We start from the raw sequence: 14,322 nt of genomic DNA, 5'->3' as shown, positions 1-14,322 counted from the left end.
TTCGGCTGATCCGCAGGTGCGACACCCGCGGATCGGCTATCCGGCCCGCAGTTGCGTTGGCTTGCACCTGCATTCACTGCGAACATGCAGCCGGTGCACCGCGCACTCTGTGCTCAGGCGGTCACCCGATGCTCAGAGGGTGATGCCCAGCAGTGCGTCGACCGCCGTGCTGACCAGTCCCGGCGCCGCGGTGTCCGGACCGCCGTACTCCAGCGCCTGCTGCACCCAGCTGTCCACGGCGGCAAGTGCTTTCGGGGTGTCCAGATCGTCGGCCAGATGCTGACGCAACCGCGCGACCGTCTCCTCGGCCGCCGGACCCGACTCCAGCGCCGCCGCCTGCCGCCAGCGCGCGAGCCGCTGCTGCGCCTGCTCCAGCACGGCATCCGACCACTGCCGATCGGTGCGGTAGTGGTCGGCGAACAGGCCCAGCCGGATCGCGGACGGATCCACGCCGGCGCGCCGCAACTTCGACACGAACACCAGATTGCCCCGCGACTTGGACATCTTCTCGCCGTCCAGGCCGATCAGCCCGGCATGCACGTAGTGGCGGGCGAAGCGGCGATGCGACACCAGCGCCTCGGCGTGCGCGGCCGAATACTCGTGATGCGGATAGATCAGATCGCTGCCGCCGCCCTGAATGTCGAATTCGGGGCCGAGCCGGTTCAACGCGATCGCCGCACACTCGATGTGCCAGCCCGGGCGGCCTTCGCCGAACGGTGCCGGCCACGACGGCTCACCCGGCCGCGCCGCCCGCCACAGCAGCGCGTCGATCGGGTCGCGTTTACCCGGGCGCTCCGGATCGCCGCCGCGTTCGGCGAACAGCCGCTCCATCGTGGACCGGTCGTAGCCGGACTCGTAGCCGAACTGTTCGGTGGCGTCGTGGCGGAAGTAGATGTCGCGGTATTCGGCGTCGTCGACCACATACGCCGCCCCGGCGGCCAGCAGCTTGTCCACCAGCTCCACCACCTCGCCGACCGATTCGATCGCGCCGATGTAATCGCGCGGCGGCAGCACCCGCAGCTGCGCCATATCCTCGCGGAACAACTCGATCTCGCCGGTGCCGAGTTCGCGCCAGTCCACCCCGTCGCGTTCGGCCCGCTCGAACAGCGGATCGTCGACGTCGGTGATGTTCTGCACGTAGTGCACCTCGTGGCCACCGTCGCGCAGGATCCGGTTGACCAGATCGAAGGCCAGATAGGTCGCCGCATGCCCGAGATGCGTGGCGTCGTAGGGTGTGATGCCGCAGACGTACATGGTGGCGGTCGCTCCGGGCGAGACCGGGCGCACCTGCCGGTCGGCGGTATCGAACAACCGCAACGGCGGTCCGGATCCGGGGACGGCGGGAACGGAGATTTCGGACCAGGACTGCATGATTCGAGGGTAAGGGTCCGCGCGGGCGCCTCGCCCGCCGACCCCGCCTACCGGGCCCGTCGCGGGGTATTCGCCACCACATCCGACCTCGGCCGAGGCGGCCGATCCGGCGAAGTCAACCGTTGCGCGCCGCGCGCACCGAATGCGGCCCGCACGTCGGCGGATCGACGCGACCGGAGCCGCCGCGGATCAGAACGCCGGCCAGGGAATGGGGCGAGAGCTGATCGGTTGCGGCAGCACCGGATCGTTCAGCAGCTCACGCGCCCGCGCCTCGAGGGCCTCGATCTCGTCGTCGGTGATGTGCTCGGCCAGCGCCGCGCCGATGGGACCCGAGAGACGGTCGGCGAATTCGGCGATATCGCCGAGCAGTTCCTCCCCCACCGGTTCCCCCGCCCAGCCCCACAGCACCGTACGCAATTTCGGTTCGCTGTGCAGGCAGATGCCGTGGTCGACACCGTAGACGCCGCCGTCCACGCCTTCGAGGGCATGCCCGCCCTTGCGGTCGGCGTTGTTGAGCAACACGTCCAGCACCGCCATCCGGCGCAGCCGCGGATCGTCGGCATGGACCAGCGACACCCGCGCACCCGTGCCGTCCACCGCCCGCAGCACCTCGCGGAATCCGGCGGGCACCGCACCGGCGGGCACCAGATCCACCAGATCCAGGCGCTGCGGCGCCGACTCACCCGGGTCGACTGTCTCGATCCAGCGCTGCACCATGCCGGGGCCCAGCGGTCCCTCCCGCAGGATCGTCTCCGGAATCACCGACCAGCCCAGCGCGGCCGACACCAGATACGAGGCCACCTCACGTCCGGCCAGCGTGCCGTCGGGAAAATCCCACAGCGGGCGCTCACCGCGGACCGGCTTGTAGACCACCCGCAGCGGTTCCCCGCCTCCGTCGACCGGCGGAGCGTCGATCTCGCAAACCAGGGTCAGGTTGCTGGCAGTGGTCACCCGCCCGATGATCGATAGTTCACCGCTGTAGAGGCCGTCGCGGGCCGCGCCCTCGTCTGCGGCCGCCGCGCGCGTGGTCACCGGTCCTCAGTCCTCCAGATCGGTCGCGCCGAAGATGTCGCCGCGCTTGTAACCGTTGGTGCGCACACACATGTGGCCCTTGGGCGAAAGCGGTTCCCCGCACAGCGGGCACGGCGGGCGCCCGGCCGCGATCACCTTCGCCGACCGCAACGCGAACTCGCGCGCCTGCTCCGGGGTCAGGAACACCCGCACCGCGTCGGGTCCCTCCTCGGTGTCGTCGAGCACCACCGATTCGTCGACCTCGGTCTCGGTGATCGCCAGCAGTTCCACCACCACCGCCCCCGCGTCGGCGTCCCAGCCCAAACCCATTGTCCCGACCCGGAATTCGGTGTCGATGGGCATCTGGAGCGGAGCCGTGTCGTTGACGTCCTCGGCCTGCGGCGGCACCGTCGCGCCGAACCGGCGGGCCACCTCGTCCAGGAGCAGGCCCATCCGGTCGGCGAGCACCTTCACCTGCTGCTTCTCCAGCAGCACGCTCACCACGCGGGGTTCCTGCACGGCCTGTAGGTAGAAGGCGCGATCCCCTGGCTCACCGACGGTTCCGGCGACGAAACGGTCGGGGGTGCGAAACACATGGATTGCTCGGGCCATCTGCACCTCCTGAAACCGACTGCATCACTGATTACGCTCGTTCCCCGAATCGGGGGGATCCGCAATATTCCCATTATCCGCCCGCGCCGCGGCGCCCACCTCACCGCCGGGGACGGGCCCCGCGCGCTGCTCGGATGGTTGCGCGACCGCGGCCAGCGCCGACAGGTCCGAACCGGTGTCGTTGACCCGCCACACGTAGGGGGCGGCCGGGGTGTAGCGCACGACACTGATCGAGGCCGGTTCCACCACGATGCGCTGGAAACCGTCGAGATGGATACCGAACGCGTCGGCCAGCAGCGACTTGATCACGTCGCCGTGCGTGCACGCCACCCACAGCACGTCGCGGCCGTGGCGTTCGGCCAGCTCGGCGTCGATCGCGCGCACCGCGGCCACCGCCCGGTACTGCACCTGGGCCAGGCCCTCACCGCCGGGGAACACCGCACCCGAGGCGTGCTGCTGCACGACCTTCCACAGCGGCTCCTTGACCAGCTCCGACAGCAGCCGGCCGGTCCACTCGCCGTAATCGACCTCGAGCAGGCGCTCGTCGGGTTCGGGTTCGAGGCCGAGTTTGTCGGCCAGCGGCGAGACCGTGCGCGTGCAGCGCAGCAGCGGGGAGTGCGCGATGTGCTCGATCGGTAACGGTGCCAGGCGTTCAGCCACGGCCAGTGCCTGCTCGGTGCCGCGCTCGGTGAGCTCGACGCCCGGGCTGCGGCCGGCCAGCGTGCGCGCGGTGTTGGAGGTCGACACCCCGTGCCGCAGCAGGATCACCGTCATGGGACCAGACTAGGCGATCACCACCGCCGAGCTCGCGCCGTCACCGGCCCGCGACCTCGGACGCAGCGCCCGTCGATGCGGAACACGCTGGTGTGCAACGTGTTTCGCTGTCGGAGGAATCGGCGTCCGGGATCCGGGCCGGGCTCCCCGCACCGGCGGGCGCTGTGGTGCACCTCGCATCTTCCGGCGGTTCGGGAGTGGTATCCGTTTCCGGGACCGGTTGTGGCCCTAGGCTCGGACACTGTGACAAGAGCTGGGGCGGTGTGGTGATGGAACAGCGGGCGGTGGGTCGTAGTGGCCTGCGGGTATCGCGCATGGGGCTGGCCACCCACACCTGGGGCCGGGAAACCGATGCCGAGGACGCGGCGGCGCAGCTGGTGGCCTTCGTGGAGGCCGGCGGAACGCTGGTCGACACCTCGCCGGTATATCAGGGCGGAGCCGCCCAACGCATGCTCGGCGAGCTCGTGGGTGAGCTGGTGCCGCGCGACGACCTGGTAATCAGCGGATGCGCGGGCCTGGTGCCGGTGCCCGGTGTCACCGACCCCGACGGCGGGCCCGTGGCGGGCATCCACTGGAGTGTGGACGCCTCACGCCGCACCCTGATGCGTCAACTCGACCGCACCCTCGCCGAACTGGGCACCGACTACCTCGACATCTGGAGTGTCGCGGCCTGGGATCGGCACACCCCGCTCGACGAGATCGCGGCCACCCTCGACCACGCCGTGCGCTCGGGCAAGGTGCGCTACGCAGGTGCGCGCGGCCTCAGCGCGTGGCAGCTGGCCACCCTGGCCTCGGCCGCCCCGATCGTGGCCGCGCAGTCGCCCTATTCGCTGCTGGCACGTGGCGCGGAAAGCGAACTGCTGCCGGCAGCCGGACACCACGGGGTCGGATTGATCGCGGCCTCGCCGCTGGCCGGTGGCATTCTCACCGGCAAATACCGCGACGGCGTGCCCGCCGACTCGCGCGGCGCCGACGAGGCGACCGCCGCCGAGATCCGCGAACGTCTCGACGAACACGCCACCCGGGTCGTGGACGCGGTGGTCACCGCCGCCGACGGACTGGGCACCTCACCCCTCGCGGTGGCGGCGGCCTGGCTGCGCGACCGGCCCGGCGTCGCGTCGATGATCGTGGGCGCACGCGATATCGGCCAGCTCACCGGCGTGCTCGCCGCCGAAACGCTGGAACTTCCGCGCGCGATCGCGGCCGCCCTCGACGACGTCAGCGGCATCTGACCGGCCGAGCCGGGCGAACGTGCGGGGACAGGGCGATGACAACCCGTCCGCGCGACCACTTAGGCTTGCCTACATGAGGTGTCTCGACGTCCGTTCGGCCCGCGCCGCCTCCGCCGCACCGGCGGGGCAGAAGGCTGGGACGACCGCACAGAACCGTTCGGCATCGACCGAGCCGGGGGCGTGGCGGATGGCCGGTACCCGGTGGTTGTTCACGCTGCTCGGGGTCGTGCTCGTCGGAGTCACCACCGCGTGCGGCGGCAGCGGCACCTCGGGCGGGCAGCAGGGGGCGGCCACCGCGACCCTCGCGAATCTGGATCCGACGCCGATCGGCCCCGCACCGGCACCGGCGCTACCGGTCACGGTCCACTCGTTCGACGGCGCCGAGGTCACCGTCACCTCCGCGGAGCGGATCGTGGCCGTCGACCGTTACGGCACCCTCGCCCAGACCGTGTGGGCGCTGGGTCTGGGGTCGAAACTGGTGGGCCGGTCGACGTCGGCGTCCTTTCCCGCGGTGCGTGATGTGCCCAACGTCGCGGGCGGCAACGGCAGCATCAACATCGAAGCCGTTGCCGCGCAACGGCCCACGGTCTTCCTCACCGACACCACCAGCGCCACCCCCACCATGCGTGATCAGCTGCGTGCGCTGGGCATCACGGTCGTCTACTTCGATCCGCAGCGCACCATCGACGGCGTCGGCCCGCAGATCCGGTCGGTCGCCGACGCGCTGGGCGTCCACGACCAAGGGGTGAAACTGGCCGACCGCACCCACGCCGAAATCACCGCCGCCACGGCCGCGGTGCCGAAACACCAGCCGCCGTTGAAGATCGGATTCGTGTATCTGCGCAGCACCGCGATCACCATGCTCGCCGGGCCCGGCTCGGGCGCCGATTCGCTGGTGACCGCGCTGGGCGGCGTCGACGCCGGAACCGCGGCGGGACTCACCGAACCGTTCACCACCATCACCAGTGAGGCGATGATCAGCGCCGCACCGGACGTGCTGCTGGTGATGTCGGACGGGCTGAAATCGGTCGGCGGCGTCGACGGCCTGGAGAAGGTGCCCGGTGTCGCGCAGACGCCGGCCGGACGCAACCATCGCATCGTCGACATGTCCGATGCGGTACTGCTCAGCTTCGGACCCGAAACCGGGCATGTGCTCGAAGCGCTGTCCAAGGCCGTCTACGGCGCCCAGCCCGCATGACCCCCGGCGATTCACCCGGCGAGGAGTCCGCCGATTCCGATCTTCGTCCTGCGGCGCTGATTCCGGCGCCTCCGGACCCGGTCCCCGACGCCCGCGCGGCCGGGGAAGCCGTCGTCGGCCCGCGCACACCGCGTCGCTGGTCCCGCATCACCGTCGTCTTCGCGGTATCGATCGCCTTACTGGTGATCCTGGCGCTGATCTCGGCCGCTGTCGGACAGGTTCCCACGACCCCGCTGGAGGTGGCCGGTAGCGTGCTGCACCGGATCGGGCTGGACTGGGGGCCGATGCCGCACCACCCCGCCGGTGAGGTCACGCTGTGGCAGGTGCGGTTCCCGCGCGTGGTGCTGGCGATGCTGGTCGGTGCGGCGTTGGCGACCGCCGGTGCGCTGCTGCAGGGTGTGTTCGCCAATCCCCTCGCCGAACCCGGCGTGATCGGTGTGTCCGCGGGCGCGGCCGTCGGCGCGGGCGTGGTGATCGTGGTCGGCGGCGCGTTCGCGGCGGCCTGGTCGGTCGCCGGTGGCGCCTTCGTCGCCGGCCTCGGGACCACCCTCGCCGTATATCTGCTGTCGCGCTCGGGCGGGCGCACCGAAACGGTGACGCTGGTGCTGACCGGTGTCGCGGTCAACGCCTTCGCCGGCGGTCTGATGTCGTTTCTGCTGTTCACCGCCTCCCCCGCCGCCCGCGATCAGATCGTGTTCTGGCAGATGGGCAGCCTGAACGGCGCCACCTGGCAGGCGGTGGCCGTGGTGGCGCCGCTGGCGGCGGTGGGCGTGGCGGCGGCGGTCGTGATGGCTCCGCGCCTGGATCTGCTCGCCCTCGGGGAATCGGCGGCGCGCCACCTCGGTGTCGACGTGGAACGCTTGCGGCGCAACGTGATCGTCGTCGTCGCGATCCTGGCCACCGCCGGGGTGGCCTTCACCGGCATCATCCTGTTCGTCGGATTGATCGTTCCGCACGTGGTGCGCATGCTCGTCGGTCCCGCGCACCGGGTGCTGATCCCGCTGTCGGCGATTCTCGGTGCGGTGGTGCTGCTGGCCGCCGACATCGGCGCCCGGACCCTGGTCCACAACGCCGATCTCCCGCTGGGCATGCTGACCTCGCTGGTCGGCGGGCCGTTCTTCTTCTGGCTGTTGCGGCGCACCCGCGCCCGATCGGGAGGCTGGGCATGAGCGGCACGGGCACCGCACGGATGCGCGCGCTGATCCGCACACTTCGTCCCGCACACGGCATCCCGCAGCCGACGCCCCGCGGCGCGGTCACCCTGCGGGCACGCGGTATCGATATCGCACGCGGCGGGCGACCGGTGCTCGAATCGGTCGACATCGACGTCGTCGCCGGACAGATCCTGGCCCTGGTGGGTCCCAACGGGGCGGGCAAGTCGACGCTGCTGGGCGCGCTGTCGGGCGAACTCGAACCGGCAAGCGGCACAGTCGAACTCGACGGCCGGCCGGTCGCCGACTGGACACCCACCGACATGGCGCGCCGACGCGCGGTGCTGCCGCAGAACCACACCGTCGGCTTCCCGTTCACGGTCCGCGAGGTCGTCGCCATGGGCCGCTCCCCCTGGGCTCGCACCCCGCGCCAGGACGTCGACGATCAGGCGATCGCAGCCGCGCTGGCCGCCACCGATATCGAACATCTCGCCGCGCGGCCCTTCCCCGCGCTCTCCGGCGGCGAGCGCGCCCGCGCGGCGCTGGCCCGGGTGCTGGCGCAGGACACCGAGACGTTGCTGCTCGACGAGCCCACGGCCGCATTGGATCTCGGCCATCAGGAACAGGTGCTGCGCCTGGCCGCGGCTCGTGCCGCCGAGGGGGCGGCCGTGGTGGTCGTGCTGCACGATCTCGGTCTGGCCGCCGCCTACGCCGACCGCGTCGCCGTGCTCGACGGCGGCCGCCTGGCCGCGGTCGGCCACCCTCGCGACATTCTCACCACCGACCTGCTGACCACCGTCTACCGCCATCCCGTCGAGGTCATCGACCACCCCGTCACCGGCGCCCAGCTGATCCTGCCCGTGCGCCGCTGACCTCGGCTCAGCCCGCGATCGAATCCGGGTGGCCGAACAGTGCGACCAAGGCCGGATCGTGGAACTTCACCACGCGCGACACCCCGGCGGCGGTCGCCGCCAGCACCACGATCCCGTCCGCGCGCAGCACTCCGTCCGCGCAGCGGTGGTAGACGACGGCGGCGGGCTGGCCGTTGGCGGTGGTGGCGGCCATCCGCCACTCGCCGGGCACACCCAGCACGTAGGTGTCGAGCACGCGGATGCAGTGTTCACGTCCGGCCTGCCAGTCGCGGAACGGGGTCGCCTCCAGGGTGGCGTCGGTGCGCAGCACCTGTTCCAGCAGGGCGGCATCGGATCGCTCGAAGGCCGCGATGTAGCCGTCGAGCAGCGCTCGCGCGCGCCGGTCGGTCGGTTCCAGGAGTGCCTCGGGGGCGGGTTCCAGTTCGTCGAGGCGGGCGCGGGCGCGCTGCAGGCCGCTCTTCACCGCCGCGGTGGTGGTGCCGAGAATCTCCGCGGTCTCGGCCGCGGAGAAGGCCAGCACCTCGCGCAGCAGGAGGATGGCGCGCTGGCGGGCGGGCAGGTGCTGCAGGCTCGCGACCAGCGCCAGGCGCAGCGATTCGCGCGCGACCACAACCGCCGCCGGATCGCCGGTGTCCGCCGCGACCCAGCCGTCCGGCAACGGTTCCAGCCACGAAAACTCCCCTGCCGCAATGTCTCTCGGTGGCCGACCGATATCACCGTCCGGGCCGTTGAGACCCGAGGGCAGGACCCGCGTGCGGCGCGATGTGCGCGCGGTGAGGCAGACGTTGGTGGCGATCGTGTACAGCCACGACCGCATCGACGCCCGGCCCTCGAATCCGGCGTAGGAACGCCAGGCCCGAAGGTACGTTTCCTGCACCAGATCCTCGGCATCCTGTGCCGAACCGGCCGTGCGGTAGCAGTGCGCCAGCAACTCCCGGCGGTAGCGCTCGGTGTCGGCGGCGAATCGGTCCCGGTCCGCCGCCCGTGGCTGCGCCGTCATATCGCCGAGTGTAGGAGTCGTGGTCACGGCCGCAGTGCCAGTTTGCCGATGGTCGTGCGGTTCTCCAGTTCGGCCAGCACCTTCGGGCCGTCGGTCAAGTCGTAGACCGTGGGCTGGGCGGGTGCGATCACACCGGCGGCGACGAGGTCGGACAACTCCGCCATGACGGAGCCGAAGATTTCCGGCGCCGCCTGGATCAGCACGCCGATATTGAGGCCGATGAGCTGGATCTGGTGTTCGTAGATCAGCTGCCAGTTGCTGATCGCGGCATCGCCTCCGGCCGCGCCGAATTCGACCACCCGGCCGGTGACCCGTTGGGCCGCGGCCAGGCTGTCCGTGAAGCCGGGGCCGCCTGCGGATTCGAGCACCAGATCGACGCCGGTGCCGCCGGTCAGCTCCCGCACCTCGGCGGCCGGGCTCGCACCGCGCGAGTCCACGACATGGTCGGCGCCGAGCCCGCGCACGATGTCATGTTTGCCCGGTGCGGCGGCGGCGATGACCGTCGCCCCGTAGTGCTTGGCCAGGGTCACCGCGGCCTGTCCGGTCGCCCCCGCCGCGGCCTGGATCAGCACGGTTTCACCGGCTACAAGGCGACCCAGCGGTTTCAGCGCGGCGAGCGCGGTCGGGTGGTTGACGGTCAGGCCCAGGGTTTGTTCGGGTGTCCAGCCCTCCGGCACCGGGACGGCCGCGACCGCCGGCAGGACCAGGTATTCGGCGAAGGCTCCGTCTCCCACCCCCGCCACGTGCGCTCCCGGCCGGGGTTCGGTCACACCCTCGCCCACCGCCACGACCTCGCCGGCGGCTTCGAACCCCGCCAGGTACGGCGGCCGCGGGCCGCCGCCGAACGTGCCGTGACTGCGCGAGATGTCGGCGAAGTTGACCCCGGCCGCGGTCACGCGGATCAGGATCTCGCCCGGGCCGGGGTGGGGCACCGGCGCGTCGGTGATCAAACGAATGTCCTGCGGCCCCAGCAGCGATGTCTGCTGCAGGGCCCGCATGGTCGCGGGAACGGTCACGGCACTCAACTCTCTTCCTCGGCTCGTTGCGGCCCACCGGTTCGGTGCCGCCGACCATGTAGACCTCGGGCGCTGTGAAAAGGAATCGGTGCGCCGGCGCGAGAGCGCGGAGCGAACGGTCGTGACGACCCCGGTCGAGCGAATGACCGTACCGGTCTGACCGTTCGCCTGAAATCGGTTGGTGCCGAGCAGTTTCGGCTTACAGTGGCTGATGGAGGCGGGGTTCGCAGGCCGACTTTCCACGCCGCCTCCGAGAGGGGAGATGTGCGATGACGGCGCCGAAGTCGCCTGGGAAGCCCTCCGGATCGCGGTCATGGCCGCGGCGGATGCTGCATTGGTCCGGCTGGCCGAAGGTGGCGGCGATGGCGACCGCCGTCGGTACGCTCGGCGCCACACTCACCGCCGCCGTCGCCTTGTGGTTCACCGCTCAATCGCTGCGCGCGACGAACAATCAGTACGCACTGTCCGAGCAGGTCGCGGTGACCGACCGTTTCCGGCTGGCCGCGGAGCAATTGGCTTCCGACAAGATCAACGTCCGGATCTCGGGCATCTATCTGCTGGAGCGGCTCGCGAAGGATTCGACAGCAGACCATCCGACGGTGTTCTCCGTGCTCGAGGCGTTCGTGCGCACCCAGATGGGCGCAGCGGCATGCGACGACTCCGAAGCGCGGCCGGATTCTGCGGTCGAGCCGCCCGCCGACATCCAGACCGCGCTCACCGTCATCGGCCGCCGGGACGCGGCTCGGGACGGTGACCACCGGGTCGATCTGAGCCGCACGTGTCTGAACGGCGCGACTCTGGACAGCGCCCGGCTCGCGGGTGCCGATCTCACCGGCGTGCGCCTGATCGGCGCGAAGCTCGGCAAGGTGGACCTCACCGGCGCGAAGCTCAGCGGTACACGCCTGGCCTTCGCCGACCTCACCGCCGCGAATCTCGGCAACGACGACCTCACCGGCACCGATTTGCACCGGGCGGATCTCACCGGCGCGCACCTCACGGGCGCGAATCTGACCGGCGTGCACCTGACCGGCACCAAGCTCAACGATGCGAACCTCGCCGGCGCGAAACTGACCGGCGCACTGCTCACCGGCGCCGACCTGACGGGCGTGACATACGACGACGGCACCGCATGGCCTGCCGGGTTCGCTCCCCCGCCGCGGTGACCGGCCGGCCCGACCGCCCGATGCCGGTCAGCGCCGCCCGCGGAACGTGCGGCGCAGATCGTCGATCCACAGATCCGGGATCTCCCACGGGATGAAGTGGCCGCCGCGGTCGTGGACGGTGAGGTTGACGTGGTTGTACCACCGGGCGCGGTCGCCGGTGCGGAAGTTCTCCACGCGGCTCTCGGTGTCGACGCCGGGTGGGTTCTCGTAGCCGACGAAGGTGATGCCGGTGGGTGCCTCGACGACCGGAAGGCGGTCGTGCGACGGCGTCCAGGGGTAGCGATTGTTGTTGGCGTAGAGGCGGATCGACGTACCGATGGTGTTGGTGACCCAGTAGATCGTCGCGTGGGTGAGCAGATCGTCTCTGCTGAACACGGTTTCGACATCACCGCCGCTGTCGCTCCACTTGCTCCAGCGTTCGAGGATCCAGGCCAGCATGCCCGCCGGGGAATCCGACAGAGCGTGAGCGAGGGTGCTGGGGGCGAGCAGGTGTGCGGCCAGGTGGACAGCGAAACGCCTGTCCAGCTCCACGAAACGCGCGTGCACCTCGGCGGGCAGGTCGTCGGGAATCGGCCGTCCGCCACTGAAGTCCCAGGCGCGATCGCCGTTGAACAGGGTCAGTTTCAGCCCGGACCCGATGTGGATGGCATACAACTCGTCGGCGTATTTGTGACCGAGCTGCGCGGTGACCAGCGCGCCCACGTCGCAGCCCGCGGCGGCGTATTTCTCATGGCCCAGCACCTCGGTCATCAGCGTGTGCCAGAGGTCGGCGACCTTCCAGAAGTTCAGATCCGGGCGGTCGGCCAGCGGACTGGAGAATCCGAAGCCGGGAAACGACGGCACGATCACGTCGAACGCCTCGCCCGGGTCGCCGCCGTGCGCACCCGGATCGGCCAGCGGGCCGGCGACCTTGGACCAGTGCCAGAACGTCCAGGGCCAGCCGTGCGTCAGGATCAGCGGCGTCGGATTCGGTCCGATGCCGGGCTTGCGCATGAAGTGAATCGGCACCCCGTCGATGTCGACCCGGTAGTGCTGGAAGGTGTTGATCTCGGCTTCGGCTGCGCGCCAGTCGTATCCGCTGCGCCAATAGTCGACGAGCTCCCGCAGATAACTGCCGGGCACGCCGTAGTACCCGTCCTCGTTGCCGGTGTCGTCGGGCAGACGGGTCAGTTCCAGGCGCTGCCGCAGGTCGGCGAGCGCACTGTCGGGGACGTGAATCGTCGTGGGAGTCAAGGGGAACGGTCGGGCATCGTGGGTGGTATCGCTCATGTGACCTCCTGCGCCGTGTGGTCGCCACAATTGCATAAGCAGCTTATTTAAGCAACTTGTATAAGTTCCGGATATAGTTGACCGTGTGGACGACATCGACGTGGACGGATTCGCCGCGGTGATCGAGGACTTCAACCGCGTCTACATCCGCATCCCGGTCCGGGAGAAACTGTCGTTCACCACGCTGTCGGTGCTCGACACCCTGGCCCAGCGCGGCCCGATGCGGCTGACGGAACTGACCGAGACCGAGCAGATGACCCAGCCGGGCATCACGCAACTCGTCGCGCGCCTGGAACGTGACGGTCTGGTGCTGCGCCGCCGCGACCCCGGCGACGGGCGAGCCGTACTCGTCCACCTCACCGAGGCAGGCCGGCAGATCCGACAGAGCCGCCACGACGACCGAGTCCGCTACCTGGTACCGCTGATCGGCAACCTGAGCCCGGCCCAGCGCCGGGCGCTGGCGGCCGCGCTGCCCGCCCTCACCCGGCTGGCGCGGCTGCAGCGGGAGCGTTGACACATCGCATCCCTCTCACCTCGGGTTGCGCAGGGCTCGCAGCAACAGTGCTCAACTCTTCGCGGCGATCTCACGACGCTGCGCGGCAGGAGTTTTGTGCAGCAGGGCGGCGAGCATGCTCACCGCCACACCAGTTTCAGTACCGCGGGGGTCAGCAGCATGCGGATCACCGTGGCATCGAGGATCAGCGCCGCGATCATACCGTAGGCGATGTACTTCATCAGCACCAGATCCGAGAATCCGAACGCGCCGGTGACCACGATGAGAATCGCCGCCGCCGAGGTGATCACCCCGCCGGTGTGGGCGATGCCGTAGCGGATCGCCTCCGCCGGTGGCGCCCCGTCGGCGCGGGCCTCGGCCATGCGCGACTGCAGGAACACCTCGTAATCGGTGGACAATCCGAACAGCACCGTCACGATCAGCACCAGCACCGCGAACATCAGCGGCCCGGGCGTGAAGCCGAGCAGGCCCGCGCCGTGGCCCTCGACGAAAATCCACGTCAGAATGCCCAGTGCCGCACCGAGACTCAGCGCGCTCATGATCACGGCCTTCAACGCCAGCACGATCGAGCGGAAGGCGATGTACATCAGCACCAGCGCCGCGGTCGCCAGAATCGTTGCCAGCAACGGTAATCCGTCGATGAGGCCGTGGATGGCGTCGCGTTCCAGGGCCGGCACCCCGGCCACCATCACCTGCACACCGGGCGGATGCGGAATCGCACGCAGCGCGGCGATGGCGGCGTCGGCATCTGATTTGTGCACCAGACCGGTGGACAGCACATTGATGCCGTTGGTCGTCGGCGCCGCCGCCTCGAACGGGCCCGTCAGACCGGGCGCGAAATTGGCCTGGAACCGGATATCGGACAGCTGCTGCGGATCGGCCCCGACCACCACCAATTTCACCGGCTCGGTGCGGAATTCGGGAAACAGCGTGTCGAACTTCTCCTGCGCCACGCGGGCCGGGTTGTCGGCCGCCAGATACCGCTCCGACAGGCCGCCGAATTCGATATTGCGGAACGGGATCAGCAGGAACAGCAGCCCGGCCACCACCGGCACGATCACCCGCGCGGGGTGGCGCATCGCGAAAAGGGCCAGCTTGGAGAAGAATCCGTTGTCGATCTCCTGGGCGCTGCGGATCCC

At 70.1% G+C, this 14,322-nt stretch carries 14 protein-coding genes; 6 read left to right on the top strand and 8 right to left on the bottom strand.

Annotated features, from left to right (window positions below):
• Positions 1-132 precede the first annotated feature (132 nt).
• The 4 genes from mshC to RJ03_RS22650 form a co-directional block, all read right to left on the bottom strand.
• Positions 133-1,371, bottom strand: coding sequence for a cysteine--1-D-myo-inosityl 2-amino-2-deoxy-alpha-D-glucopyranoside ligase (mshC, locus tag RJ03_RS22665; RefSeq protein ID WP_036505612.1), 1,239 nt, complete (start codon positions 1,369-1,371; stop codon positions 133-135).
• A gap of 189 nt (positions 1,372-1,560) precedes the next feature.
• Positions 1,561-2,403 carry an SCO1664 family protein gene (locus RJ03_RS22660; RefSeq protein WP_036505611.1) on the bottom strand — a complete coding sequence of 281 codons (843 nt, stop codon included), beginning with the start codon at positions 2,401-2,403 and terminating at the stop codon, positions 1,561-1,563.
• Positions 2,404-2,409: 6 nt separating this feature from the next.
• Complete coding sequence (locus RJ03_RS22655; RefSeq protein ID WP_036505610.1) at positions 2,410-2,994, bottom strand: DUF3090 domain-containing protein; 585 nt, start codon at positions 2,992-2,994, stop codon at positions 2,410-2,412.
• Between the two features lie 24 nt (positions 2,995-3,018).
• The gene (locus RJ03_RS22650; protein ID WP_036505609.1) at positions 3,019-3,768 is read right to left on the bottom strand and encodes a histidine phosphatase family protein; all 750 of its coding nucleotides are present in this window, start codon (positions 3,766-3,768) and stop codon (positions 3,019-3,021) included.
• A gap of 269 nt (positions 3,769-4,037) precedes the next feature.
• Between RJ03_RS22650 and RJ03_RS22645 the strand changes: the two genes are divergently transcribed.
• From RJ03_RS22645 to RJ03_RS22630, 4 genes are all read left to right on the top strand, one after another.
• Positions 4,038-5,000: an aldo/keto reductase gene (locus tag RJ03_RS22645; protein WP_036505608.1), complete on the top strand. Its 963-nt coding sequence runs from the start codon at positions 4,038-4,040 to the stop codon at positions 4,998-5,000.
• Between the two features lie 187 nt (positions 5,001-5,187).
• Positions 5,188-6,198 carry a heme/hemin ABC transporter substrate-binding protein gene (locus tag RJ03_RS22640; RefSeq protein ID WP_036505607.1) on the top strand — a complete coding sequence of 337 codons (1,011 nt, stop codon included), beginning with the start codon at positions 5,188-5,190 and terminating at the stop codon, positions 6,196-6,198.
• On the top strand, positions 6,195-7,367 hold the full coding sequence (locus RJ03_RS22635; RefSeq protein WP_083871272.1) for a FecCD family ABC transporter permease: 1,173 nt from the start codon (positions 6,195-6,197) through the stop codon (positions 7,365-7,367). The genes RJ03_RS22640 and RJ03_RS22635 overlap by 4 nt, the downstream gene beginning before the upstream one ends.
• Positions 7,368-7,387: 20 nt before the next feature.
• Entirely contained in the window at positions 7,388-8,221 is an 834-nt protein-coding gene (locus tag RJ03_RS22630; protein ID WP_051025108.1) for a heme ABC transporter ATP-binding protein, read from the top strand.
• A 7-nt stretch (positions 8,222-8,228) separates the two neighbouring features.
• On the opposite strand, the gene RJ03_RS22625 is transcribed toward RJ03_RS22630, so the two are convergent.
• Both RJ03_RS22625 and RJ03_RS22620 read right to left on the bottom strand, forming a co-directional pair.
• Positions 8,229-9,221, bottom strand: coding sequence for an RNA polymerase subunit sigma-70 (locus tag RJ03_RS22625; RefSeq protein WP_036505605.1), 993 nt, complete (start codon positions 9,219-9,221; stop codon positions 8,229-8,231).
• Between the two features lie 23 nt (positions 9,222-9,244).
• On the bottom strand, positions 9,245-10,237 hold the full coding sequence (locus RJ03_RS22620) for a zinc-binding dehydrogenase (RefSeq protein WP_036505604.1): 993 nt from the start codon (positions 10,235-10,237) through the stop codon (positions 9,245-9,247).
• A gap of 362 nt (positions 10,238-10,599) precedes the next feature.
• Between RJ03_RS22620 and RJ03_RS35170 the strand changes: the two genes are divergently transcribed.
• Positions 10,600-11,400 carry a pentapeptide repeat-containing protein gene (locus RJ03_RS35170; RefSeq protein ID WP_157163480.1) on the top strand — a complete coding sequence of 267 codons (801 nt, stop codon included), beginning with the start codon at positions 10,600-10,602 and terminating at the stop codon, positions 11,398-11,400.
• 27 nt (positions 11,401-11,427) lie between these two features.
• On the opposite strand, the gene RJ03_RS22610 is transcribed toward RJ03_RS35170, so the two are convergent.
• A complete protein-coding gene (locus RJ03_RS22610) occupies positions 11,428-12,669 on the bottom strand; it encodes an epoxide hydrolase family protein (protein ID WP_036505603.1) in 1,242 nt (413 codons plus the stop codon).
• Between the two features lie 85 nt (positions 12,670-12,754).
• Here RJ03_RS22610 and RJ03_RS22605 point away from each other — a divergent pair, with 85 nt between their 5' ends.
• Positions 12,755-13,183 (top strand): MarR family winged helix-turn-helix transcriptional regulator, encoded by a 429-nt coding sequence (locus RJ03_RS22605; protein ID WP_218000993.1) that lies wholly within the window; start codon positions 12,755-12,757, stop codon positions 13,181-13,183.
• Between the two features lie 119 nt (positions 13,184-13,302).
• On the opposite strand, the gene RJ03_RS22600 is transcribed toward RJ03_RS22605, so the two are convergent.
• Positions 13,303-14,322: MMPL family transporter (locus RJ03_RS22600; protein WP_036505601.1), on the bottom strand; the 1,020-nt coding region annotated here is incomplete at its 5' end.

It is taken from the genome of Nocardia aobensis NBRC 100429, from assembly GCF_000308375.1.
Taxonomy (GTDB): Bacteria; Actinomycetota; Actinomycetes; order Mycobacteriales; family Mycobacteriaceae; genus Nocardia; species Nocardia aobensis.
Note: the sequence above shows the minus strand (reverse complement) of the source record. Positions and strands in the feature narration are given on the sequence as shown.

Coding starts and splice junctions, on each gene's coding strand:
- RJ03_RS22645 (WP_036505608.1), top strand. CDS start 4,038: ATGGAACAGCGGGCGGTGGGTCGTAGTGGCCTGCGGGTATCGCGCATG.
- RJ03_RS35170 (WP_157163480.1), top strand. CDS start 10,600: ATGGCGACCGCCGTCGGTACGCTCGGCGCCACACTCACCGCCGCCGTC.
- RJ03_RS22655 (WP_036505610.1), bottom strand. CDS start 2,994: ATGGCCCGAGCAATCCATGTGTTTCGCACCCCCGACCGTTTCGTCGCC.
- RJ03_RS22610 (WP_036505603.1), bottom strand. CDS start 12,669: ATGAGCGATACCACCCACGATGCCCGACCGTTCCCCTTGACTCCCACG.
- RJ03_RS22650 (WP_036505609.1), bottom strand. CDS start 3,768: ATGACGGTGATCCTGCTGCGGCACGGGGTGTCGACCTCCAACACCGCG.
- RJ03_RS22635 (WP_083871272.1), top strand. CDS start 6,195: ATGACCCCCGGCGATTCACCCGGCGAGGAGTCCGCCGATTCCGATCTT.
- RJ03_RS22630 (WP_051025108.1), top strand. CDS start 7,388: ATGCGCGCGCTGATCCGCACACTTCGTCCCGCACACGGCATCCCGCAG.
- mshC (WP_036505612.1), bottom strand. CDS start 1,371: ATGCAGTCCTGGTCCGAAATCTCCGTTCCCGCCGTCCCCGGATCCGGA.
- RJ03_RS22640 (WP_036505607.1), top strand. CDS start 5,188: ATGGCCGGTACCCGGTGGTTGTTCACGCTGCTCGGGGTCGTGCTCGTC.
- RJ03_RS22625 (WP_036505605.1), bottom strand. CDS start 9,221: ATGACGGCGCAGCCACGGGCGGCGGACCGGGACCGATTCGCCGCCGAC.